The organism is Bradyrhizobium sp. CCBAU 53351 (assembly GCF_015291745.1).
GTDB lineage: Bacteria > Pseudomonadota > Alphaproteobacteria > Rhizobiales > Xanthobacteraceae > Bradyrhizobium.
The window spans coordinates 430089-453516 of record NZ_CP030059.1 but is presented as its reverse complement, the minus strand read 5'-3'; the positions used below and the strand labels follow the sequence as shown (position 1 = coordinate 453516).

Here is a 23428-nt window from a genome sequence, read left to right as displayed (position 1 = left end):
CGGGGTGGGTTACCTCGGGCCCGCCGGAGGGCGGGGCATTGCTGGGTCGGGGCGGGCGCGGCGTGGGTTCAACTGGCCTGCGGAAGGCTGAGCGATCGGCCAGCATGCGCAGCTCAGGCCTTGAGAAAGGCGAGCCGCTCGTCGGTACGCCCAGGCGTGATGGCGTGGATTTCAGCATTGACGACGCCCTCGGCGACGAAGGGGTCGTCCTGGACCCTCGCCGCGATGTCCTCGGGCGAGGCATTGTGCGCGAGGATTGCGCCGCCGGCGTTCGGTTGAAGACTTCCCGTCAACAGGAAGACGCCATCGTCGAAGCCCCGTTTGATCCAGACATTGTGCCCCTCCATGAAAAGAGGCGCCTTGGCCTTGTCCGCAAAGCGAAGGGTGATGACAAACATGATCTCTCCATCAAGCAAGTTGTTGGGCGTTTGAATTTGGAGCGCCCCGACTTTGGGCAAGCACCCACGCGTCCAAGTCCGCAACTTCGCGGCGGATGAACGCTTCATCGCGGAACGCGGCGGCGAGCGTCGCAACGCCTTGGCTGCGCATCAGGACGTGCAGGGCCAGCGCATCCGCATCTGCTTCACGCCCGAGTTCGGTGAACTGGCGGCGCAGCCAGTCGCGAAACAATGTGAACAGGGCAGCCGCGTCGGCCCTTGCGATATGATCCAGCTTTGCCAATTCGGTGCACAGCGTGCCGACCGGGCAACCGAACACCATGAGCTTGGTCCGGTTCGCGATGAGGATGTGGACGAAGCTGCGGACCCGATCCACCGGCGAAGAAGTGCTTTGTTGCCAAGCATCGAGCATGTTGAGCGTATCGGCCACGCGCCGCGCGATCACGGCGTCGAGAATCTCGTCCTTGGTCTTGAAGTGGTAATAGAAGTTGCCGCGCGACAAGCCCGCCGCCGCTGCGATGTCAGCGAAAGAGGTCGCGTCGAAGCCGCGCTCATAGAAGAGCCGGTCGGCGACTTCTACGATCTGCTGGCGAGTTTCGCTGGCGCCCATGGCTGCTTCACGATCGGTGCGGACGGCAAGACCGCACGTAGGACAATTGACCTAAGAATTAGGACGAACGTCCTACAAAATCAAGGCCAAGCATCCGTCCCGCATTCGCGCGACGAAGCTGTCCATGAGGGAATGCTCCCGCGACGGCCGCGAATCTTTGACCGGAGATTTTGACTGAGCTGGCGGAGAGGGAGGGATTCGAACCCCCGATAGGCTTGCACCTATGCCGCATTTCGAGTGCGGTGCATTCAACCACTCTGCCACCTCTCCTGAAGGCGCCATGGTAGGAGCAGGGCCCCTGTGGTTGGGGGCGTTAATAGGCGAGGATGGCGGGCCAGACAAGGCGCGAAAGGGGAAAATCCGCTGCCTGTTTCGGCCGCTGCCCGGGCTTCCCGGCACGAACGCTCCGGAAAGGTGGTGCGGATTGCCGGGTTGAGGCGTTTTGTCGGGCGAATCGGAGGCCGCCTTGCGCGACAACGGCTCTGCCTTGGGGGAGGAACTGGCATGGAGCACCTGATGATCTCGGCCAACGGGGCAAATGCCATTGGCGATCCCAGCGCGGAGAGACCCTCTCCCCCGACCCTCCCCCGCAAGCGGGGGAGGGGGCGCAGCGCCGGTGGGGCGGAGGCCGGATTCAAAACATGCTTGGAAAAACGGGGTGGGACCGCCAGACGCGGTAAACACTGGCGGTCCCGGTGCCGCTCATTGAAATTCTGGCTGGGAAGGGCGGCTTCGCCGGCCAGGTGGAAGCGACGGTTCGACCCTAGCGTGCGGCGGGCGCACCGCAACGCAATCCGGTCCTTAACCTAACCGGTCAAGGTTACTTGGGGGGACGGTTCGGCGGTCGCGCCGACGGCGCGGCGGACGCCTCTGTCCGCAGGGGGTCCCAACGCGGAGGCACCCTCTCCCCGGCCCTCTCCCGCAGGCGGGAGAGGGAGTGGACCTCCGCCGTGGCGGCGATCGCACCCAGGAAGAAGCAGCGGCTAGTCGCCCTTCTTGCTGTCCTTGTCCTTTTTCTTCCCGTTGTCCGCGTCCTTGCCGTTCTCCTTGCGGCGGTTGGTGAAGCGGGCATTGCCGAGGCCGGTGCCGATGGTGAGCACGCCCCAGCGATCGACGTCCTGCATGAACGGCACCTCGGAGAGGCCCTGCACCACGCCGTCATTGTGCATCAGGATCGCGGTGTCGTGCTCGCCAATCTGCGGAATGCCCTCGAGCAGGCTCGCCGGCAGGTTGAACTTGCTGCTCTCCCAATTGCCCGGCAGATTCTGCGCGCCCTTCTCGATCGAGCCGTCCGCGTTGATCACGCCGGGACAGGCGATGCCGATGAAGGGCGCGAGCTTGAAGCCGTCCTTCTCGGCCTCCGTGATCAGCCCCTTCAGCATCTTGGTGAGCCGCTTCACCGCGCCTTCGCGCGTCGGCTCGTCGTCGGCATGACGCCACAGCTCGGATTTCACCACCTTGGCCTTCGACAGGTCCTTTGCCTTCTTCCAGGCCGTTTCGACGAGGCCGCAGCGGATATTGGTGCCGCCGATGTCGACGGCGAGGATGCTGTCATGGGCCTCGAAGATCCAGGACGGCGCCAGATGCAGCGCGCCGATCAGGCCGGCTTCATCCGGGTGATGGCGGATCGGCATCATGTCGATCTTGAAGTCCTCCGATTTGAGGATGATCTCGGTGCGCGCGATCGCGAGCTCGCCGAGCCGGGAATCGCGGAAACCGCCGCCGACCACGATGCGCTCGGTCTTGGCCCAGGCTTTTGTCTTCAGGAAGCGGCGCGTGACGTAAGCGAGCTCCTGGGCGAAATCCTCGATGGCGCTATGCACCAGCGCGGAGGCCTCGGTGTCGTCACCGACCAGGATCGCATCCAGCGTCTTCTTGCTGATGTTCTCCGACGGCTCCTTGCCGAACGGGTCCTCGCCCGTCTTGCGCAGCGGCTTGCGCCAGCGGTCGAGGATGTCGCGGAACGCGCCCTTGCTGGCGCGGTCGCCGAGAAAGCCGTCCTCGTCCTTCATCTCGATGTTGAAGCTGTCGATGTCCACCGACGGCAGCCGCTCGGCGCCGTGATGGGCGATGCCCGTCGTCGTCTTGACCAGTTCGTCCGTTGCCATTGAAGAGCCCTTGCCCGCTGATCTGTTCCGGCCTGACTAACGGCGCGGGAACCGGTTTGTTGCAAAGCCAAATCGAGATTCGGCTGAAGGCCGCGAGAGAGCCAAATCCTTCAAATCCGGGCGCTTTTCGCCGGCTTTTCCCTGACTCTTGCTTGACTCTTGGCTGATCGCGGCTATAAGTCCCACAACCGGCGTGGGGCGTTTCTCGCGCCGCTTGTTTTTGCGTGGGTTTTCAAAGGGATAAACCCTGCCCGCACAAGACTCGTATAAACCCTTAGCGACTGACAAAAAGCCGGCCCCGACGTAGCAGTCGCGAGGCCGGGATTGAACACGGAGAAAAAAACGATGTTCGCAGTCATCAAAACCGGCGGCAAGCAATACCGCGTCGTGCCGGATGATGTTCTCGAAGTAGGCAAGATCGAAGGCGAAGTCGGCTCGATCGTGCAGCTGAATGAAGTTCTGGTGGTCGGCGGCGACTCGCCGGTGCTGGGCGTTCCGACGGTGGCAGGCGCCTCCGTTGCGGTCGAGGTGCTCGACCACAAGCGCGGCCCCAAGGTCATCGCGTTCAAGAAGCGCCGCCGCAAGAATTCGCGCCGCAAGCGCGGCTATCGCGACGAGATCACTGTCTTGCGCATCAGCGAGATCCTGACCGACGGCGCCAAGCCCACCAAGGGCCCGCGTCCGAAGAAGGAAAAAGTGGCGAAGGAGCCGGCAGCGGAAGCCGCCGAATAGCTGAAATCGATCACGCCAATTCACGAATTGATGCGTGAGAAATTTTGAAATGATTCCGTCAAGGAATTGACCTAGAACTACGCAGGATTTCGGAGACGAGCCATGGCTCACAAAAAAGCAGGCGGTTCATCGCGTAACGGACGCGATTCCAAGGGCAAGCGCCTCGGTATCAAGGCGTTCGGCGGGGAGGTCGTCACTCCCGGCAACATCATTGCGCGTCAGCGCGGCACCACCTGGCACCCCGGCCTTAATGTCGGCATGGGCACGGACCATACTCTGTTCGCCAAGATCGAGGGTCGTGTTGCGTTCCAGGCCAAAGCCAACGGCCGCACCTTCGTATCGGTACTCCCGATCGCAGAGGCTGCTGAATAGACGGTGGATCAAATTGGAGTCCGCCGGTCCCGACTGAACCGGCGGAGTCCAGATCATAGAGATCGAAGGCTCCAGGGGGAGGCGGGAAACCGGCCTCCCCTTTTCTTTTGACTTGCTCACTTTGACTTAGTGACTTTCTAGCGGAGCCGGACATGTTGCAGGATTTCTCGAGCGTGACCTTGGCTGAGGCGAGACCTGGCGTCGTCGCCACCGAACGGCTGACCTTGCGGCGGCCGACGCTTGCCGATGTCAGGACCATCGCCCGGCTCGCCAACGACCGCCGCGTCGCCGAAAACACCCGCCGCCTGCCGCATCCCTATTCGCAGGACGACGCCGTCGCATTCATCCGCGCCACCGCCGCGCTCGGAGCTGAGACCGTGTTCCTGATCGAGCACGATACCAACCCGGTCGGCATGGTCGGCATCGACTGCTCCACGCCCGGCAATGCCGAGCTCGGCTATTGGCTCGGCGTCGAGCATTGGGGCCAGGGCTTTGCCACGGAAGCTGCGCGCGGCGCGATCGACTTCTTCTTCGAGGAATTCGAGGACGAGCATCTCCATGCCGGCGCGCGTGTCACCAACCCGGCCTCGCGCAAGGTGCTGGAGAAGTGCGGCTTCCAATGGAGCGGCGTGCAGCTGCATCGCTTCCTGGCGCTGGGCTCCTCGACGCCGGTCGACTGCTTCCGCCTGTCCCGCGGCGTGTGGGCCTCGCTGAAGAGCTGGAGCAGCGCGCGGCGGATGAGGTAGGCAGGGCGGCGCTTACCCTCCCCTGGAGGGGGAGGGTGGGCATCACGCCGGCGGATTCACTTCGGCGCTCTCGCGCCCGAGATCCCTCTCGCGCAGATAGATGTAGAACCCGGCGCCGATGATGATCGCCGCGCCGATCAGCGTTGCGACCGACGGCACGTCGCCGAACACGACGAAGCCGAAGATCACCGCCCAGACGATCATCGAATATTGATAGGGCACGACGACGCTGGCCGGCGCCAGCTTGAGCGAGCGGTTGACGCAGAACAATGCCGTCACCGAGACGACCCCGGCCAGCGCGAAGAACACCAGGCTGCCCGATGTCGGCGGCACCCAGTTGAACGCCGACAACACGGCGCCGAGCGAAAACGTGCCGACGAATTGCGAGGACGCCATCACGATATCGGGCGTCTTGCGCAGGCTGCGCGTGATCAGCATCAAGGTCGCGAAAGACAGGCTGCCGCCGAGCGCGATCAGCGCCGGCAGGCTGACGGTCTGCGCCGAGGGCCGCAGCGCGATCAGGACACCGCTGAAGCCGATCAGGATTGCGGTCCAGCGCCGCCAGCCGACCTTCTCCCCTAAGAAGATCGCCGACATCGCGGTGACGAAGATCGGGCCGGCGAGATAATAGGTGATGACGTCGGCGAGCGGCAGATAGACGGTCGCAAGGAAGAAGGCGGCAACCTCCAGCGTCGAGAGCACGACGCGAAACAGCTGCAGGCGCGGCCGCTCCAGATGCAGGAACTGGTGACGCTGCGTCCAGATCAGCGGCGACAGCAGCAGCAGCGCCGCGCAGGCGCGCAGGAACAACAGCTGCCCCACCGAATAAGTCCCGACCAGGAACTTGCCCATGGCATCGCCGAACGAGAACATGAAGATCGACAGCACCATGAGCGCAATGCCGGCGAGGCGCGCGGAGCGATCGTCATAGGCGGAGAGGTTCTTGAAGATGGGCATTGGCGCCGTTGTAATGCCATGAGCAATACGGACAAGCCCGCCACGCTGAATTGAACGGATTGTCGCACTCTTCGCATCGCAGTAGCGATAGACGCCACATCGACAAAGCGAGCTTTGACATGACCGATTTCGACCCGACCCGGCATCGCATGATCTCCACGCAACGCTGGTTTGAGGATTTCGTCGTCGGCGAACGCTTCGTGCTGCCGAGCCGCACCCAGACCTCGGCGATCTTCGCCGCATTCCAGACCGCGAGCGGCGACACCCATCCGGTGCATTATGACGTGGAATATTGCCGCAGCCGCGGCATGCCGCATCTGCTCGCCCACGGCTTCCAGACCCTGATCCACACCGCGCCCGGCGCCGGCCTGTTTCCGTTCATGGTCGAGGACTCCCTGGTCGGCTTCCTCGAGCAGTCGAGCCGGTTTCTCAAGCCGGTGTTCGCCGACGACACGATCTATCCGGCGCTCGAGGTCATCGAGCTGGTGCCGGGCCGCACGACCGGCGCGGTGACGCTGCGCAGTACCGTGTTCAACCAGCGCAAGGAGCTGGTGCTGGAGGGAGCGCAGAAATTCCTGATCCGGAAGCGACCGGCGGGTTAAGCAAGGGTCGCAATTCGCGGAATTTCGGCCGATTTGCGGGTCTATCCGGGTTGCCGCAGGGGGCCGGCTGGCCTACCTATGGCCCATGAAATTCCTCGACGAAGCAAAGGTCTATATCCGCTCCGGTGACGGCGGGAACGGCTGCGTGGCGTTCCGCCGCGAGAAGTTCATCGAATTCGGCGGCCCCTCCGGCGGCAATGGCGGCCGCGGCGGCAATGTCATCATCGAGGTCGCCGACGGCCTCAACACACTGATCGACTACCGCTATCAGCAGCACTTCAAGGCCCAGAAGGGCGAGAACGGCTCGGGCTCGGACCGTCACGGCGCCAACGGCAAGAACATCGTGCTGAAGGTGCCCATGGGCACGCAGATCTTCGACGAGGATCGCGAGACGCTGATCCACGACTTCACCAAGGTCGGCGAAAAGTTCGTGCTGGCCGAGGGCGGCAATGGCGGCTTCGGCAATGCGCATTTCAAGTCGTCGACCAACCGCGCGCCGCGCAATGCCAATCCCGGCCAGCCGGGCGAAGAGCGCTGGATCTGGCTGCGGCTGAAATTGATTGCGGATGCCGGCCTCGTCGGCCTGCCCAATGCCGGCAAGTCGACCTTCCTCGCCAAGGTCAGCGCGGCCAAGCCGAAGATCGCCGACTATCCCTTCACCACGCTGCATCCGCAGCTCGGCGTCGTGAATGCCGACGGCCGCGAATTCGTGCTGGCCGACATTCCCGGCCTGATCGAGGGCGCGCATGAAGGCGCCGGCCTCGGCGACCGCTTCCTCGGCCATGTCGAGCGCTGCCGCGTGCTGCTGCATCTGGTCGATGCCACCTGCGAGCATGCCGGCAAGGCCTACAAGACCGTGCGCGCGGAGCTCGACGCCTATGCCGGGCAGCTCACCGACAAGATCGAGATCGTCGCGCTGAACAAGATCGACGCGGTCGAGCCGGACGAGCTCAAGAAGCAGAAGGACCGGCTGAAGCGCGCCGCCAAGAAGACACCGCTGCTGCTGTCCGGCGTGACCGGTCAGGGCGTGACGGAAGCGTTGCGCGCGCTGGCCGAGGTGATCGGCGAGGCCCCGGTGTCGGCCAAGGCAAAGAGCGCGGCCGAAGCGGAGCCGTGGTCGGCGTAATTGTCGTCCCTGCGAACGCAGGGACCCATATCGCGTGATCTCTCGATTGCGGATGGTCGCAGTACCGAACTACGAATCTTCGCCAAACTACTCCCTGGGGTTATCGGTCCCTGCGTTCGCGGGGACGACAGCGGTGCGTGCGGCTGGGGCATGCACCTCACCGGCTTGTCTTCATCGCTCCGATATCGCAGCATCACACAATCAAGAAACGGCAGGGATGACGCATGGCGCGCGCGAAGAACGTTCTCTGGATCATGTGCGACCAGCTTCGCTATGACTATCTCGGCTGCACCGGCCATCCCACGCTGAAGACCCCGAACATCGACGCCATGGCGAGGCGCGGCGTGCTGTTCAGCAAGGCCTATGTGCAATCACCGATCTGCGGGCCCTCGCGGATGTCGTTCTACACCGGCCGCTACATGCGCTCGCACGGCTCCCACTGGAACGGCTGGCCGCTGCGTGTCGGCGAACCCACGCTCGGCGATCACCTCAACAAGATCGGCGTGCGCAACGTGCTGGTCGGCAAGACCCACATGGCGCCCGATATCGAAGGCATGAAGGCGCTCGGCATTCCCCCGGAATCGATCATCGGCGTGCACGTCGCCGAATGCGGCTTTGAGCCTTATGAGCGCGACGACGGCCTGCATCCCACGGGGCGGCCGCGCCCGAAATATGACGAGTATCTGCGTCAGCACGGCTTTGAAGCCAGCAATCCCTGGGAGCACTGGGCCAATTCAGGCGCGGCGGAAGATGGCTCATTGCAGAACGGCTGGCTGCTGGTCCATGCCGACAAGGCCGCGCGCGTGCCGCAGGAGCATTCCGAGACGCCCTATATGACGCGGCGCGCGATGGACTTCATCAGCGAAGCCGAGACCGACGGCAAGCCGTGGTGCCTGCATCTGTCCTACATCAAGCCGCACTGGCCCTATATCGCGCCGGAGCCCTATGCCAGCATGTATTCGACGGATGACATGATTCCGGCGATCCGCTCCGAGCGCGAGCGGCAAAATCCGCATCCGGTGTTCGGCGCCTATATGGACATGCGCTACTCCCGCAACATGGCGCGCGACGACGCCCGCGAGAAGGTGATCCCGACCTATATGGGCCTGATCACCCAGATCGACGACCAGATGGGCGTGCTGATGACGTTTCTGGAGGCGCGCGGCCTGCTGGATACCACCATGATCGTGTTCACGTCGGATCACGGCGATTATCTCGGCGACCACTGGATGGGCGAGAAGGACCTGTTCCACGAGCAGTCCGCAAAAATTCCGCTGATCATCATCGATCCTTCCAGGGAAGCCGACGCCACGCGCGGCACACGCAGTGACGCGCTGGTGGAAGGCATCGATCTCGCGCCGACCTTCGTCGATTATTTCGGCGGCAAGGTGCCCGGCCACATCCTAGAGGGGCGCTCGCTGCTGCCGCTGCTGCGCGGCGAGAAGCCGTCAGACTGGCGCAAGGTCGCGTTCTCCGAATACGATTATGCCATGCAGGACGTCAGGTTGAAGCTGAACCAGCCGATCGAACGCTGCCGCCTGTTCATGGTGTTCGACGGCCGCTGGAAATACATCCACGTCTCCGGCTTCCGTCCGATGCTGTACGATCTCGAAACCGATCCGGAAGAGTTTTTGGATCGCGGCGACGACCCGGAGTGTGCGGCGATCATCGCGCGGCTGCAGGCCGAGCTGTTCGACTGGGCGCTGCATCCGAGCGGCCACATCACCACCCCGCGCGAGAAGATCGCGGCCTATGCCGACAACCAGCTCCAGGTGAAGAACGGCGTTTTGATCGGCATCTGGGATGAGAACGAACTCGCCGCGATCAAGGACGGCATCGCGCAGCGCGGAAAGATGTGAGCGACCGGAGCGAGGCCCTCTCCATTCGTCATGCCCGGCCACGACGGCTGAGTGTGCGGCGCCGCGGGCGACTCAATTCTCGATCTTGTAGCCCGTGGCCTTCACGATCGGCTGCCACAGCGCGATGTTCGCGGCGAGCTCCTTGGTCAACCCATCCGGGGTCGACCCGACCGGGATCAGCCCGATCGCCGTGAGCTTCTCCTTCACCTCGGGCTTGGCGAGCGCCGCGCTCGCGGCCGCACCGAGCTTGCTGGCGAACTCGGGCGGGCTGCCGGCGGGAAGCCACATGCCGTACCAGGCATCGGCGACGAGATCGATGCCGCTCTCCTTCAACGTCGGGACTTCAGGCGCGAATGGCGAACGTTCGGCGCTCGAGGCCGCGATGATCTTCACACCCTTGGCACGATGCTGCGGCAGCGCGTCGGCCAATGTCACGATGCCGAACGAGATATGGCCGCCGACGAGATCGTTGAGGATCGGCGCGCTGCCGCGATAGGGCACGCGGGTCAGCGGGATGCCGAGGTCCTTCTCGAGCTTGGAGCCCATGAAGTGCGGAATGGTGCCGTTGCTCGGCACGCCGAACGAGGTCTTGTCCGGATGCGCCTTCAGCCAGGCCACGAAGCTCCTGAAATCGGAGGCCTCCACCGCCGGATTGATCACCAGCGCGAATTCGAACCGCGCCAGCAGTGACAGCGGCATGAAATCCTTCGCCGTGTCGAAGCTCGGCGTCGTCTCCACCATTGGTAGCAGGTACATGGTGGGGCCTGTCGTCACCAGCACCATGCTGCCGTCGGGGCTTGCGCCCTTCACCGCCTTGATGCCGATCAGTCCGTCGCCGCCGGTGCGGTTCTCGACCACGATGGTCCGCTGCAGCGCCGGCGCCATCTCCTGCGCGATCAAGCGGCACAGCGTGTCGCCGCCGGCCCCCGCGGCGAACGGGAAGATGATCTTGCTCAGCCCGGCCTGCGCGTGCACGTTGCCGGCCTGCGCCAGCAGCGGCAGAGCGACACATCCGGCCATGAATTCGCGGCGATCCATGCGTTTCCCCTTTTGACCCCATTTTAGTTGGCATCAATTAGAACCAGAGCAGCGTCCCGGACAAGGCCGACCTTCGCCGTTTACCATCCGTTGCCATCTTGGCCGCCTTGCGCCGGCCATCGTCCTGCTGCAAAAGCAGGCCCATCGGCGCCGCTTTCTCGCTCCGCCGTCTCCAATGCAGTGCAGATCGTCCAGGCGCCCAAGTACACATAGACACATGGCCAGCCCCGAACTCAGTCAATTCCGCCGCATCGTCGTCAAGGTCGGCTCAGCGCTGCTGGTCGATTCCGACAAGGGCGAGGTGCGGGCGTCCTGGCTCGCTGCGCTGGCCGACGACATGGCCAAGCTGCACAAGGAAGGCCGCGACGTCCTCGTGGTCTCCTCCGGCTCGATCGCGCTCGGCCGCAGCCGCCTCAAGCTGCCGCGCGGCCCGCTGAAGCTGGAGGAGAGCCAGGCCGCCGCCGCCGTCGGCCAGATCGCGCTGGCACGGATCTGGTCGGAGGTGCTCGGGGCGCACGGCATCGGTGCCGGCCAGATCCTGGTGACCTTGCAGGACACGGAGGAGCGCCGCCGCTATCTCAACGCGCGCTCCACCATCGGCAAGCTGCTGGAATGGCGCGCCATTCCCGTGATCAACGAGAACGACACGGTGGCGACCAACGAGATCCGCTACGGCGACAACGATCGCCTCGCCGCGCGCGTCGCCACCATGGCGAGCGCCGACCTGCTCGTGCTGCTGTCCGACATCGACGGGCTTTACGACGCGCCGCCGAAGAACAACCCGAACGCAAAGCTCATTCCGGTGGTCGAGAGCATCTCCTCGGAGATCGAGGCCGTGGCGGGCGACGCCGAATCCGAGCTGTCGCGCGGCGGCATGCGCACCAAGGTCGAGGCCGCGAAGATCGCCACGACAGGCGGCACGCATATGCTGATCGCCTCCGGCAAGATCGAGCATCCGCTGCAGGCGATCGCCGATGGCGGCCGCTGCACCTGGTTCCTGACGCCCGCCAATCCCATCACGTCGCGCAAACGCTGGATCGCGGGCACGCTGGAGCCGAAGGGCACGCTGACCATCGATGCCGGCGCCGTGACGGCGCTGCGCGCCGGCGCCAGCCTGCTGCCGGCCGGCGTGATCAAGGTCGAGGGCCAGTTCGCCCGCGGCGATGCCGTGATCGTGCGCGGCCCCGACACCAGCGAGATCGGCCGCGGCCTGATCGCCTACGATGCCGACGAGGCCGAGCGGATCAAGGGCCGCTCCTCCCCCGACGTGATGACCATTCTCGGGATCAGCGGCCGCGCCGAGATGATCCACCGCGACGATCTGGTGGTGGGCGGGTAAGAGCGGACAGGCCGCCAACTATTGCATGTCGTCAGCGCCGATATCCTGCCGGCCATGCATGACCCGGACGACCTCAACACCGTCGGGTGTGGGTACGTGGAAAACCAGGTAGTTGCCGACCGGAAAGCTACGTAACTCGGCGCGCAATTCGCTGCGATCACGGGCGGCAAACGGCGTCTCTGCCAGCATATCGAATGTTGCATCGATGCGATCGATCAGCGTATCGGTCGCTCTCACACTTTCCGCGGCGATGTAGTCCAGATCGCCATAAGGTCGACTTCTGTCTGCGGACTCTTAAGTGGTCTTTTTGGCATTTTTAGCCGCCAGACGCTTCCGACCCTCTGACTTGATCCGCTCGAACATGTCGCCGATCTCCTCCATCGGCCCGCTGTCAAAGCCCTTCTGGATTTCCTCCCGCAGCGCTTGCAGCTTGAGCTTGCGCTGTTCTTCGCGCTCCTCAATCAAGCGAAGACCTTCGCGCATCACCTCGCTCGCACTGGCATAGCGCCCGCTCTCGACCAGACCATCGATCAGGTCCTCGAAATGCTTGCCGATGCTGTAGCTGCTGGCCATAGGGGGCTCCGATATCAAATAATGATAATTGTTGATATTTTGGGTGTTCGCAAGGATCGATCGAGCATTCGGCGCACAACCCGGCCATTGGCCGACCGGCGGCGAACCGAGGCCCTGCCATACCCGCCCCGCCCTTCGCAGGCCCGGGATTTCCGTGCTAGGACACCACCTTAGCAGAAGGTTGAAACTCCCATGGCCGCCCCCCTCAAAGCCGTTGACGGCACTGCCGATCTTCAGGCGCTGATGTCCGATCTCGGAACCCGTGCCCGCGCTGCCGCGCGCGTGCTGGCGCTGGCGCCGCCGGAGCAGAAGAACCGGGCGCTGGAGGCCATGGAGCGGGCGATCCGGGGCAATGCGGCCGCCATTCTCGCCGCCAATGCCGAGGACGTCGCGGAGGCCCGCGCCTCCGGCAATGCCACCTCCGCCTTCATCGACCGCCTGACGCTGACCCCGGCGCGCATCGAGGGCATGGCCGAGGGCATCGGCATCGTGCGCGGCATCGCCGATCCTGTCGGCATCGTCACCGAGAGCTGGCAGCGGCCGAACGGCATGACCATCGAACGCGTGCGCGTGCCGCTCGGCGTCGTCGGCGTGATCTTCGAGAGCCGGCCCAATGTCGCCGCGGACGCCGGCGTGCTGTGCCTGAAGTCGGGCAATGCCGTGATCCTGCGTGGCGGCTCGGACAGTTTTCGTTCGTGCCGCGCGATCCATGAATGCCTGGTGCAAGGCCTGCGCGAAGCTGGCCTGCCCGAGGCCGCCATCACGCTGGTGCCGACGCGCGACCGCGCGGCGGTCGGCATGATGCTGTCAGGGCTGAACGGCGCGGTCGACGTGATCGTGCCTCGCGGAGGAAAAAGCCTCGTCGCGCGCGTCGAGCAGGAAGCGCGCGTGCCCGTCTTCGCGCATCTCGAAGGCGTCAATCACGTCTATGTCGATGCCAGCGCCGACCTCGCCATGGCGAAGTCGATCGTGCTCAACGCAAAAATGCGCCGCACCGGTGTCTGCGGCGCAGCCGAGACGCTGCTGGTCGATCGCGCCGCTGCCGGCAAGAATCTCAAGCCGCTGGTCGAGATGCTGCTCGAGGCGGGTTGCGAAGTGCGCGGCGACGACGCCGTGCAGAAGGCCGACGCGCGCGTAAAACCTGCCAGCGAAGATGATTGGGACACCGAATATCTCGATGCGATCATCGCGGCGAAGGTGGTGGACGGCGTCGACGGCGCGATCGCGCACATCCAGAACCACGGCTCGCATCACACCGATGCGATCGTGAGCGCGGATGAGGCGGCTGCGAACAAATTCCTGAGCGAGGTCGATTCCGCGATCGTGCTGCACAACGCCTCGACGCAGTTCGCCGATGGCGGCGAGTTCGGCTTTGGCGCCGAGATCGGCATCGCCACCGGCCGCTTCCATGCCCGCGGCCCTGTCGGCGCCGAGCAATTGACGAGCTTCAAATATCGCGTTCGCGGCACCGGGCAGACGCGGCCGTAACCGACGCAAGGCGCGGAGCATTGAGCAACAATTTCGTCGCGCCACGCTTCTTCGCGCAGGCCATACCAGCCCACACGTCGGGCATGCGTATCGGCCTGCTCGGCGGCTCGTTCAATCCGCCGCACCAGGCCCATCGCGCGATCAGCCAGTTCGCGCTGAAGCGGCTTCAGCTCGATCGCGTGTGGTGGCTGGTGACGCCAGGCAATCCGCTGAAGGAGAACGGCACGCTGTATGAGCTCGGCGAGCGCATGCAGGCGGCGCGCGACGTCGCCGACGACCCGCGGATCGAGGTGAGCTGTCTCGAATCCGTCATTCGCACCCGCTATACTATCGACACGATCAACACCTTGCGCCGCCGCCTCTCGGGCTTGCGCTTTGTCTGGATCATGGGCGCCGACAACCTCGCTCAATTCCATCGATGGCAGGACTGGCGGCGCATCGCGGGCCAGGTGCCGATGGCGGTCATCGACCGTCCGCCCCAGAGCTTTCGCGCCCTCGCCTCGCCTGCCGCCAAAGCCCTAGCGCGTTACCGCCTGCCCGAGAACAAGGCAGCGCTGCTCGCGGATGAGCCGGCGCCCGCCTGGGTGTTCCTGACCGGATTGAAGCTGAATCTGTCCTCCACGGGCCTGCGGAACCCGGACGGGAGCTGGAAAGGTACGAAGTGAGACAGAGTGTGCGGACGGGGGTGGCTCCGGGCTCTCTGGCATATTGAAACCCTTAACCCCACATGATGTAGTGTAACCGGTGGGCGCCGGATTCGGCGTTCGCGATACAGTGAAAGGAATGGTCCCTGACCACATCTGTATTGTCCAAGTCAACTTCAGCGAAGTCAGCTTCAACGAAGTCTGTTTTACCCAAGGCAAAACCGGCGCGTAAAACATCGACCAAAGCTGCGGCCTTGAAGGCGCAACCCGACGCCGACAAGACGCTGAGCCTGATCCTCTCCCGCCTCGACGACATGAAGGCGGAAGAGACGGTCACCATCGACCTTCGCGGCAAATCGGCCTACTCCGACTACATGATCGTCACCACCGGCCGGGTGAACCGGCACGTCGGCGCGATCGCGGAGAACGTCGCCAAGGGCCTCAAGGAAAACGGCATCAAGAACATCCACGTCGAGGGCTTGCCCAATTGCGACTGGGTGCTGATCGATTCCGGCGATGTGATCGTGCACGTGTTCAGACCCGAGGTCCGCGAGTTCTACAATCTCGAGCGATTGTACACGCAGGGCCCAGGGGCGGCGAAGGCGATCTAGGCTCATCGGGCCGATTTCGAATCGGCTGACGCGCATGCTAGCGTCGTGCGCGCGCTCGTTGCGCGCGGTCTTGAAACACGGCTCCGAAGAATCCATGCGTGTGGCTGTCATTGCGGTGGGCCGGCTCAAGCAGGGCCCCGAACGGGAGCTCGCCGACCGCTATTTCGAGCGGTTCGACGAGGCCGGTCGCAAGCTCGGATTCCGCGAGCTCGTCGTCCACGAAATCCCCGAGAGCCGCGCGCGCGACACCGCGACGCGGATGGCCGAGGAGGCCACGGCGATCTCGGCCCATATTCCGGAAAAATCGATCCTGGTGGCGCTCGACGAGCGCGGCCAGAATCTCGATTCCACCGTATTCGCACGGCATCTCGGCCGCTGGCGCGATGAAGGTGCCGGACATACTATCTTCGTGATCGGAGGGGCGGACGGACTTTCGCCCGAATTGCGCCGTAAGGCCAAGCTCGCGATCGCGTTCGGCTCTGCGACCTGGCCGCACCAAATGGTCCGCGTCATGCTTCTGGAACAGCTTTACCGGGCCGCCACCATTCTGGCCGGCCACCCCTATCACCGCGCGTGATGCGCGCCATAACGAGCATCTTTGCCGACACGATGCGAGCGCCGCTCCTCAACCTGCTGCTGATCACTGGCGTTGCCGGCGCAAGCCTCGCGCAAGCAAGCACAAGCCTCGCGCAAGCTCAGACGGCAACGCCGGCGCCACAGACCGCGGCCGTCTCGCCCGATGCCATCAAGCAGCGCGAGCAGGAGCTGGAAGCCGCCCGCGCCAGGCAGAAGAGCGCGGAAGAGGCGCAGGCCAAGCTGAAGGCCGAGATCACCTCGCTCGGCAGGGACCGCACCCAGCTCAACCAGCAGCTGATCGACACCGCCGCCAATGTGCGCGGGGTCGAGAGCAAGATCGACGACACCGAAGCGCGGCTGCGAAGCCTGAACGGCCGCGAACAGCAGATGCGCGCGTCGCTGGATTCGCGCCGCGCCGACATCGTCGAGGTGCTGGCCGCCTTGCAGCGCGCCGGCCGGCGCACGCCGCCGGCGCTGCTGGTGCGGCCCGAAGACGCGTTGCAATCGCTGCGCACCGCGATGCTGCTCGGCGCCGTCGTGCCGGAGTTGCGCGGCCGCGCCGAGAAGATCGCAGGCGAGCTCGGCGAGCTCGTGGCCTTGCGCAAGACCATCGCGACCGAGCGCGACCAGCTCGCCGCAGACCGCGACAAGGTCCGCAGCGACCAGACCCGGCTCACCGCCCTGGTCGAGGAGCGGCAGCGCCAGCAGGCGGCGCGCGAAAAGGATCTCGACGCCGAGAACACGCGCGCGATCATGCTTTCAAAGCAGGTCGGCGATCTCCAGGGCCTCATCACCAAGATGGAGCAGGATCTGCAAAGCGCCGCCAAGGCCGCCGAGAAAGCCGCCGAGGCCGCAAAGCAGGCCGAGGCCAAGGAAGCCAAGCTGGCAGCCGCCAGCGCCAAGTCGGGCCCGGCCGCATTCAAGGATCGGTCCCGCACCACCCCCGCAATCGCTTTCGCCTCCGCCAAGGGTCTCCTGCCGCTTCCGGTTAACGGTAACAAGATCAGGGATTTTGGCGGTTCCGACGGTGTCGGCGGGGTCCAGAAGGGCATTTCGCTGGCGACCAAGCCCGGCTCCCAGGTCACGACCCCGTGTGACGGCTGGGTGGTCTATTCCGGCCCGTTCCGCAGCTATGGACAACTCTTGATCCTCAACGCCGGGGGCGGGTATCATGTCCTGATCGCCGGGATGGAGCGCATTTCGGTCAACATCGGACAGTTTGTGCTCACGGGGGAGCCGGTCGCGACCATGGGGTCGACATCTCAAGTCGCCTCCATTCTCGCGACGAACGCGAGTCAACCTGTGCTGTATGTCGAGTTCCGTAAGGACGGCACTCCAATCGATCCAGGCCCATGGTGGGCCGCAAATGAAGGCGAGAAGGTTCGCGGATGATGCGCAAGACTTCAGTAATCCTCCTCAGCGCAGCCACCGGTGCGGCGCTGACGCTGTTCGTGACCCAGCCGCGCGCGGTGTTCATGGGCTCCAGCGCGCGAGCCGCCACCGCGGACACCTATCGCCAGCTCAACCTGTTCGGTGACGTCTTCGAGCGCGTGCGCTCCGACTATGTCGAGAAGCCCGACGACACCAAGCTGATCGAATCCGCCATCAGCGGCATGCTCACCGGCCTCGATCCGCATTCGAGCTACATGGACGCCAAGAGCTTCCGCGACATGCAGGTGCAGACGCGCGGTGAGTTCGGCGGCCTCGGCATCGAGGTCACGATGGAAGACGGCCTCATCAAGGTGGTCTCGCCGATCGACGACACGCCGGCCTCGCGCGCCGGCGTCATGGCCAACGACATCATCACCAACCTCGACGACGAGGCGGTGCAGGGCCTGACCTTGAACCAGGCGGTCGAGAAGATGCGCGGCCCGGTCAACACCAAGATCAAGCTGAAGATCATCCGCAAGGGCCAGGACAATCCGATCGACGTCACCCTGGTGCGCGACAACATCCGCGTCCGCTCGGTGCGCGCGCGCGTCGAGCAGGACGACATCGCCTATATCCGCATCACCACCTTCAACGAGCAGACCACCGAAGGCCTGAAGCGCGAGGTCGCCAACCTCTCGAACCAGATCGGCGACAAGCTCAAGGGCTACATCATCGACCTCCGCAACAATCCGGGCGGCCTGCTCGAGGAAGCCGTCACCGTCTCCGACTCCTTCCTGGAGAAGGGCGAGATCGTCTCGACCCGCGGCCGCAATGCCGAGGAGACCCAGCGCCGCACCGCGCATTCAGGCGACCTCACCAAGGGCAAGCCTGTCATCGTGCTGGTCAATGGCGGCTCGGCCTCGGCCTCGGAGATCGTCGCCGGCGCGCTGCAGGACCACAAGCGCGCGACCATCGTCGGCACGCGCTCGTTCGGCAAGGGCTCGGTGCAGACCATCATCCCGCTCGGAAGCGGCAACGGCGCGCTCCGTCTGACCACGGCGCGCTACTACACGCCGTCGGGCAAGTCGATCCAGGCCAAGGGCATCGTGCCCGACATCGAAGTGCTGCAGGACGTGCCGGACGAGCTGAAGTCGCGGACCGACACCAAGGGCGAGGCTTCGCTGCGCGGCCATCTCAAGAACGACGGCGACGAGAAGACCGGCTCGCAATCCTATGTCCCGCCGGACGCCAAGGACGACAAGGCGCTCAAGCTCGCCGGCGACCTGCTCCACGGCATCAAGAACAGCGCCTCGGCCGCGCCCACGCCTAGCGGCGACAACAAGGCCACGACCGACAAGCCGAAAGCGGCGAACTAGGTCGGAATCACACGATCCCAACGCAAAGGGCGGCTCCTGGAGCCGCCCTTTTTGCTTGGGAACTCGTATTGAACAGTGGCATCCCCGGCCTATCCCGGCCTGCCGCCGCTTGACCTCGGCGTGGTATCGTCCGTCGCAGTGATTCGGGATCGCGCATGACTGAAACGGCCGATGATCTGAGCGCCCCGCTCGGACAGGACAAGCCGCGCCGGAAACGCCGGCTGCGGCTGCCGTTCTCGGCCATGCAGCTGATCGCCGTGCTGCTCGGCCTGTTCCTCCTGACCTTTGCCGGCTTCGCCATCTTCAACAAGGATCCGCTCGGCGGCGAGCCGCTGACGCGGATCGCGATCAAGCCGGTGGACAAGGCCGCAGACGAAAAGCCGGCGGCCTCGAGCCATGCCGGCGACAGCAAGCAAGAGAGCAAGCACGAGACCAATGAGACGCCGAAGCCGCCGGGCGAGCAAAAGACCGTCACCATGATCGACGGCTCCACCGGCGCGCGCCACGACGTGGTGATCGGCGGCGATGCCGCGGGCAAGAGCGAGGCAGCCGCAGCTTCGGCGCCGCCGGCGGTGATGGCCGGGATCGACCAGAAGCTGCTGGAGAAATCGCGCTACGGCATGATTCCAATGGTCTCCGGCGACCTCAAGCCGTTCAACGTCTATGCGGCGGAGGCCGATCGCGCCAAGGCGGCCAAGATGCCGGTGGTCGCCATCGTGATCGGCGGCCTCGGCGTCGGCGCCGCCAAGACAACCGACGCCATCATGAAGCTGCCGGCCGCGGTGACGCTGGCCTTCACGCCTTACGGCGCCGACCCCGGCAAGCTCGCCGAACGGGCCCGCGCGCAGCGCCACGAGATCTTCCTGCAGATCCCGATGGAGCCCTACGACTTTCCCGACAACGACCCGGGACCGCAGACGCTGCTGACCTCGCTCAGCGCCGACCAGAACATGGACCGCCTGTACTGGCATCTCAGCCGGATGCAGGGCTATGCCGGCATCGCCAACTTCATGGGTGCGCGCTTCGTCGCGACCGAGCCGGCGATGCAGCCGATCATCCGCGAGGCAGCCAAGCGCGGCCTCGGCTTCTTCGACGACGGCTCCTCGCCCCGCAGCATCGCAGGCCAGGCGGCGGCGAACCAGGCCATGCCGTTCGGCAAGGGCGACCTTGCGATCGACGTGGTGCCGACGGCGACCGAGATCGACCGCGCCCTGAACAAGCTCGAATCGACGGCCCGCGAGCGCGGCATCGCCGTCGGCACGGCCTCCGCCCTGCCCGTCTCGATCGACCGCATCGGTGCCTGGACCAAGACATTGGGCGACCGGGGTATTCTTCTGGTGCCATTGACAACCGCGATGCTGAAATCAAAATCCAGCTAAATCAACGGATTGGTACGGCACGGGTCCTGGCGGGGGGCCGGTTAAGCCGTACCGGCAGCATGCGAGAGGTCTGGCGGAATGGCGCGTTATGAGGATCTGCCCTACCGGACCTGTGTCGGCGTGATGCTGATCAACACAGCGGGACTGGTGTTCATCGGCCGCCGTGCCGGCGGCATCGAGCATGTCGACGACACCCATGTCTGGCAGATGCCGCAAGGCGGCGTCGATCCCGGCGAGGACACCTGGGAGGCCGCCAAGCGCGAGCTCTATGAGGAGACCAGCGTGCGCTCGGTCGAGCGGCTCGGCGAGGTCCCGGACTGGCTGACCTACGACATCCCGCGCACGGTCGCCGGGCGCGCCTGGAAAGGCCGCTACCGCGGCCAGCGCCAGAAATGGTACGCGGTGCGCTTCACCGGCAAGGACAGCGAGATCAACGTCGAAAAGCCCGGCGGCGGCGGCCACAAGGCCGAGTTCGTCAGCTGGCGCTGGGAGCCGATGAAGAACCTGACCGGGCTGATCATCCCGTTCAAGCGCCCGGTCTACGAGCGCGTGGTGCAGGAATTTTCCGCGCTGGCGGAGGAATGATTTGCATCGTCATTCCGGGGCGTGCGAAGCACGAACCCGGATGACGACGAAAGACCTGCAAGTGACGCCTGAAAAACCCTACCGTCCCAATGTCGGCATCGCCCTGTTCAATGCCGACGGCCGCGTCCTGATCGGCCACCGCTTCAAGGGCGACGGCCCCGAGATCATCCTGCCCGGCCTCGACTGGCAGATGCCGCAGGGCGGCGTCGACGAAGGCGAGAACCTGCGCGATGCGGCGATGCGCGAGCTCTGGGAGGAGACCAGCGTCGTCAGCGCCGATTATCTCGGCGAGACGGACTGGTTCACCTACGAATTCCCGCCTTACGACGGCCCGCAGACGCATCGCCTCGCGAAGTTTCGCGGCCAGCGGCAAAAATGGTTCGCGCTGCGCTTCACCGGCAAGGACGACGAGATCGACCCGCTGACGCCGCGCAACGGCCAGCCCGCCGAGTTCGACGCCTGGCGCTGGGAGCGCCTCGACCGCGTCGCGGACGTCGTGGTGCCGTTCCGGCGCGAGGTCTATCAGGCCGTGGCGCGGGAGTTTGCGGTGTTCGCAAACTGAAATCGCGAAAACAACCCCATGCGCAGTAGAATGGGGGTTGGAATTGTTGAAGAATTTTCGCCGGAAATTTCTAATTAATCGGTCCCACCGTGAATGGGCCGATGGCGATGACGTGGCAGTCGCTGTCGCGCTTGGCGCAGTCGGCGAGGGCCGAGGTGACGGCGGCCTGCTCCGCGGCGGCTTTGAGGCCGAGGCCCGGCCGGCCGGCGGTGCCGACGGCGACCGCGTTCCAACCCATGGCGTCGCCGAGCTTGCGCACCACCTCGCCGCGCGCATCGGCCACGATCGAAGCGTTGGAAGCGGCATTGAAGAAGCCGGTGATCCTGAACAGGGTCGGGATCGGCACGACGAAATTGTCGTCGATCGCAACGACGAGGCAGGCGACGCCGGCGATCGCGCCGCAGGATTCCAGCGACCGTCGCGCCGCGTCCTCGGCGGATGAGGCGCCGAGCACCATGAAATATTGCCCGCCCGGACCGAGCGCAACCGAGCGGGATTTCGCCGCCGGCACGAAGATGTTCTCGAGCCGGACTTTCTGCGGCTCGCGCACGATCGGAAAATCCTTCGGCGCGAAGGCTCGCTCCGTCATCGCATCATGCCGGAAGTAGGGAGACGGCGGCATCGGCGGCTTGCCGTGCGCGTAGACGACGGTGTCGCCGACCGCATAGAGCTCGCAGCGGCGCGGCGATTGCGCGGCGTCGGCGCGCTTCTGGCACTGCTCGAGCGCGGTGTTGCGCGCCGCCTCCTCGCTTGCCTGGTTCAGCGCCGAGCCGGTGAAGCCGCCGACATTCAGCGCGAAGGCCTTGTGATCTCCGGAGGCCGCGTAGTCGCCCGCGAGGAAACTGCGCACGCGCTCGTTGATGAAGGGCACGCTGTCGGCGGAGAATTTGACTGACATCGGTGATGCCGACGGCGTCGGCGCCATCGCGGCGCTAACGCTCGGCGATGCCATTGGAGCCATCGGCGCCTTGGCGAGCTGGGTCGGTGACGGGCTCGGCGAGACGGCACTTGCCGTTGGCGCCGTGCTGGGGGCTGCGTTCGGCGTCGCGGCGAGCGGCGCCACGGCGACATTCGCCGCCTGCTTGAGCTTGGTGTTGTAGAGAAAGCCTGTGACGCCGATGCCGACGATCGAGACCACCGCGACCACCAGCGGCCACATCCACACCGGGGCGGCGGCCAGCTTGGCGGCCGGCTTCTTCAGTTGCGGCTTGCCATAGGTCCCGTCCTCGCGCCGCATCGCCACCATGTAGGCGTGAACGGGCGTCGGGATATTCTTCACTTCCTGCGCGCCGATATCGGCGAACTGCACCGAGAGCTTGTTGGCGACCTGCTCGTGTACCGCGCGGGAGACGCAGATGCCGCCGACCTCTGCGAGGCCCTCCAGCCGTGCCGCGATGTTGACGCCGTCGCCCAAGAGATCGCCGTCGCGCTCGACCACGTCGCCGATGGTGATGCCGATGCGGAACGACATCTGCCGGCTCGGCGGATAGGCCATGTTGCGGGTCCGCAGGGATTCCTGGATGTCGATCGCGCAGCGCACCGCATCGACCGCACTGGGGAATTCCGCGAGCACGGCATCGCCCGCCGTGTTGAAGACGCGCCCGCTGGCCTTGGCGATGAAATCGTCGACGACCTCACGATAGGAGGCCAGACGCCGCAGCGTCTCCTCCTCGTCTTCCGCGACCAGCCGCGAGTAACCGGCAATATCGGCTGCGAAGATCGCTGCGATCTTGCGTTTCATCTGCACCCTGCCCCGGGAACAAAATTCACCGGGGAGAATGCCGCTATCGCAAGCGCGGTGCAACAAAGTTTCAGCGCCCGCCACCGGCCGGTGACGAGCGCTGAACCTGTTCAGGAATCCTAGGCCCAAAGCCCCGGAGCAGTGCCCCGGGGCTTAGTGCATAGCCGTCGCGTTGAGCTGATGCTGAATGCTCTTGTAATGGTCGAGCCGCTCGATGGCGTGATCGAGCTCGCCGCCTTCATGCTCCTTCAGGTTCTCTTCCATCTCCGAGATGGTCTCGGCGAACTGCGCACGGTCGAGCTCGGCGAGCGACGTCGCAACGTCGGCGAGCACGGTCAGGCCCTTTTCGGAGACTTCGGCGAGGCCGCCGAGCACGATGATCTTCTCGTGCTTGCCGCCGGTGGTGATGGTGAGAATGCCGGGGCGGATCGCCGCCACGACCGGCGCATGCCCTGCCAGCACGCCGAAATCACCCTCGACGCCGGGAATGTCGACCTGATCGACCTCGCCCGAGAAGGCGAGCTTTTCCGGAGAGACGAGATCGAAATGGAAGGTGGCCATGAGAAACCTGCGAATGGTGAGTGGCGAGTGGTTGAAAGAGGGAGCAGCTATTCGCCACTCCCTATTCGCTATTC

Annotated in this window: 25 protein-coding genes and 1 tRNA gene; 16 read left to right on the top strand and 10 right to left on the bottom strand. The window is 64.9% G+C overall.

Annotation, left to right across the window (positions count from 1 at the left end):
* Positions 1 to 113: 113 nt before the first annotated feature.
* The 4 genes from XH83_RS02205 to XH83_RS02190 form a co-directional block, all read right to left on the bottom strand.
* The gene (locus tag XH83_RS02205; protein ID WP_194405470.1) at positions 114 to 398 is read right to left on the bottom strand and encodes a YciI family protein; all 285 of its coding nucleotides are present in this window, start codon (positions 396 to 398) and stop codon (positions 114 to 116) included.
* A gap of 10 nt (positions 399 to 408) precedes the next feature.
* Positions 409 to 1008: a TetR/AcrR family transcriptional regulator gene (locus XH83_RS02200; RefSeq protein ID WP_194405469.1), complete on the bottom strand. Its 600-nt coding sequence runs from the start codon at positions 1006 to 1008 to the stop codon at positions 409 to 411.
* A 180-nt stretch (positions 1009 to 1188) separates the two neighbouring features.
* A tRNA-Ser gene (locus XH83_RS02195) sits at positions 1189 to 1278 on the bottom strand.
* Positions 1279 to 1991: 713 nt separating this feature from the next.
* Complete coding sequence (locus XH83_RS02190; protein WP_194405468.1) at positions 1992 to 3116, bottom strand: ROK family protein; 1125 nt, start codon at positions 3114 to 3116, stop codon at positions 1992 to 1994.
* Between the two features lie 345 nt (positions 3117 to 3461).
* Between XH83_RS02190 and rplU the strand changes: the two genes are divergently transcribed.
* The 3 genes from rplU (at position 3462) to XH83_RS02175 (ending at position 4966) form a co-directional block, all read left to right on the top strand.
* Positions 3462 to 3848, top strand: coding sequence for a 50S ribosomal protein L21 (gene rplU, locus XH83_RS02185; protein WP_194405467.1), 387 nt, complete (start codon positions 3462 to 3464; stop codon positions 3846 to 3848).
* A 102-nt stretch (positions 3849 to 3950) separates the two neighbouring features.
* The gene (gene rpmA, locus XH83_RS02180; protein WP_024338898.1) at positions 3951 to 4220 is read left to right on the top strand and encodes a 50S ribosomal protein L27; all 270 of its coding nucleotides are present in this window, start codon (positions 3951 to 3953) and stop codon (positions 4218 to 4220) included.
* Between the two features lie 152 nt (positions 4221 to 4372).
* Positions 4373 to 4966 (top strand): GNAT family N-acetyltransferase, encoded by a 594-nt coding sequence (locus XH83_RS02175; RefSeq protein WP_194405466.1) that lies wholly within the window; start codon positions 4373 to 4375, stop codon positions 4964 to 4966.
* A gap of 42 nt (positions 4967 to 5008) precedes the next feature.
* Here the strand turns inward: XH83_RS02175 and XH83_RS02170 are convergent, their stop codons facing one another.
* Complete coding sequence (locus tag XH83_RS02170) at positions 5009 to 5923, bottom strand: DMT family transporter (RefSeq protein WP_194405465.1); 915 nt, start codon at positions 5921 to 5923, stop codon at positions 5009 to 5011.
* A gap of 119 nt (positions 5924 to 6042) precedes the next feature.
* On the opposite strand from XH83_RS02170, the gene XH83_RS02165 reads away from it, so the two are divergent.
* The 3 genes from XH83_RS02165 to XH83_RS02155 all read left to right on the top strand — a co-directional run bounded on the left by XH83_RS02165 (position 6043) and on the right by XH83_RS02155 (position 9510).
* Entirely contained in the window at positions 6043 to 6525 is a 483-nt protein-coding gene (locus XH83_RS02165; RefSeq protein WP_194405464.1) for a MaoC family dehydratase, read from the top strand.
* An 85-nt stretch (positions 6526 to 6610) separates the two neighbouring features.
* Positions 6611 to 7651 (top strand): GTPase ObgE, encoded by a 1041-nt coding sequence (gene obgE, locus XH83_RS02160; RefSeq protein WP_194405463.1) that lies wholly within the window; start codon positions 6611 to 6613, stop codon positions 7649 to 7651.
* 224 nt (positions 7652 to 7875) lie between these two features.
* Positions 7876 to 9510: an alkaline phosphatase family protein gene (locus XH83_RS02155; protein WP_194405462.1), complete on the top strand. Its 1635-nt coding sequence runs from the start codon at positions 7876 to 7878 to the stop codon at positions 9508 to 9510.
* A gap of 72 nt (positions 9511 to 9582) precedes the next feature.
* Here XH83_RS02155 and XH83_RS02150 read toward each other — a convergent pair whose 3' ends face one another.
* Positions 9583 to 10548: a Bug family tripartite tricarboxylate transporter substrate binding protein gene (locus XH83_RS02150; protein ID WP_194405461.1), complete on the bottom strand. Its 966-nt coding sequence runs from the start codon at positions 10546 to 10548 to the stop codon at positions 9583 to 9585.
* Positions 10549 to 10765: 217 nt separating this feature from the next.
* On the opposite strand from XH83_RS02150, the gene proB reads away from it, so the two are divergent.
* Entirely contained in the window at positions 10766 to 11887 is a 1122-nt protein-coding gene (gene proB / locus XH83_RS02145) for a glutamate 5-kinase (RefSeq protein WP_194405460.1), read from the top strand.
* Positions 11888 to 11905: 18 nt separating this feature from the next.
* Here the strand turns inward: proB and XH83_RS02140 are convergent, their stop codons facing one another.
* Together XH83_RS02140 and XH83_RS02135 are read right to left on the bottom strand one after the other, a co-directional pair.
* The gene (locus XH83_RS02140) at positions 11906 to 12124 is read right to left on the bottom strand and encodes a type II toxin-antitoxin system RelE/ParE family toxin (RefSeq protein WP_246776399.1); all 219 of its coding nucleotides are present in this window, start codon (positions 12122 to 12124) and stop codon (positions 11906 to 11908) included.
* A 57-nt stretch (positions 12125 to 12181) separates the two neighbouring features.
* Positions 12182 to 12460 (bottom strand): type II toxin-antitoxin system ParD family antitoxin, encoded by a 279-nt coding sequence (locus XH83_RS02135; protein WP_194405459.1) that lies wholly within the window; start codon positions 12458 to 12460, stop codon positions 12182 to 12184.
* 192 nt (positions 12461 to 12652) lie between these two features.
* Here XH83_RS02135 and XH83_RS02130 point away from each other — a divergent pair, with 192 nt between their 5' ends.
* The 9 genes from XH83_RS02130 to XH83_RS02090 all read left to right on the top strand — a co-directional run bounded on the left by XH83_RS02130 (position 12653) and on the right by XH83_RS02090 (position 21052).
* The gene (locus XH83_RS02130) at positions 12653 to 13948 is read left to right on the top strand and encodes a glutamate-5-semialdehyde dehydrogenase (RefSeq protein WP_194405458.1); all 1296 of its coding nucleotides are present in this window, start codon (positions 12653 to 12655) and stop codon (positions 13946 to 13948) included.
* Positions 13949 to 13968: 20 nt separating this feature from the next.
* A complete protein-coding gene (locus XH83_RS02125; RefSeq protein WP_194405457.1) occupies positions 13969 to 14613 on the top strand; it encodes a nicotinate-nucleotide adenylyltransferase in 645 nt (214 codons plus the stop codon).
* A 233-nt stretch (positions 14614 to 14846) separates the two neighbouring features.
* Positions 14847 to 15203, top strand: coding sequence for a ribosome silencing factor (gene rsfS, locus XH83_RS02120; protein WP_027515020.1), 357 nt, complete (start codon positions 14847 to 14849; stop codon positions 15201 to 15203).
* A gap of 94 nt (positions 15204 to 15297) precedes the next feature.
* Positions 15298 to 15780, top strand: a complete 483-nt coding sequence (gene rlmH / locus XH83_RS02115; protein ID WP_194405456.1) for a 23S rRNA (pseudouridine(1915)-N(3))-methyltransferase RlmH — start codon at positions 15298 to 15300, stop codon at positions 15778 to 15780.
* 32 nt (positions 15781 to 15812) lie between these two features.
* Complete coding sequence (locus XH83_RS02110) at positions 15813 to 17171, top strand: murein hydrolase activator EnvC (protein ID WP_194405455.1); 1359 nt, start codon at positions 15813 to 15815, stop codon at positions 17169 to 17171.
* The gene (locus XH83_RS02105) at positions 17168 to 18526 is read left to right on the top strand and encodes a S41 family peptidase (RefSeq protein ID WP_194405454.1); all 1359 of its coding nucleotides are present in this window, start codon (positions 17168 to 17170) and stop codon (positions 18524 to 18526) included. The genes XH83_RS02110 and XH83_RS02105 overlap by 4 nt, the downstream gene beginning before the upstream one ends.
* A gap of 155 nt (positions 18527 to 18681) precedes the next feature.
* The gene (locus XH83_RS02100; protein WP_194405453.1) at positions 18682 to 19905 is read left to right on the top strand and encodes a divergent polysaccharide deacetylase family protein; all 1224 of its coding nucleotides are present in this window, start codon (positions 18682 to 18684) and stop codon (positions 19903 to 19905) included.
* Positions 19906 to 19983: 78 nt separating this feature from the next.
* Entirely contained in the window at positions 19984 to 20490 is a 507-nt protein-coding gene (locus XH83_RS02095; RefSeq protein WP_194405452.1) for an RNA pyrophosphohydrolase, read from the top strand.
* Between the two features lie 61 nt (positions 20491 to 20551).
* Positions 20552 to 21052 (top strand): RNA pyrophosphohydrolase, encoded by a 501-nt coding sequence (locus XH83_RS02090; protein ID WP_194408133.1) that lies wholly within the window; start codon positions 20552 to 20554, stop codon positions 21050 to 21052.
* 70 nt (positions 21053 to 21122) lie between these two features.
* On the opposite strand, the gene XH83_RS02085 is transcribed toward XH83_RS02090, so the two are convergent.
* Together XH83_RS02085 and XH83_RS02080 are read right to left on the bottom strand one after the other, a co-directional pair.
* Positions 21123 to 22793 (bottom strand): adenylate/guanylate cyclase domain-containing protein, encoded by a 1671-nt coding sequence (locus XH83_RS02085; RefSeq protein WP_194405451.1) that lies wholly within the window; start codon positions 22791 to 22793, stop codon positions 21123 to 21125.
* A 153-nt stretch (positions 22794 to 22946) separates the two neighbouring features.
* Positions 22947 to 23354: a F0F1 ATP synthase subunit epsilon gene (locus tag XH83_RS02080; protein ID WP_194405450.1), complete on the bottom strand. Its 408-nt coding sequence runs from the start codon at positions 23352 to 23354 to the stop codon at positions 22947 to 22949.
* Between the last annotated feature and the right edge of the window lie 74 nt (positions 23355 to 23428).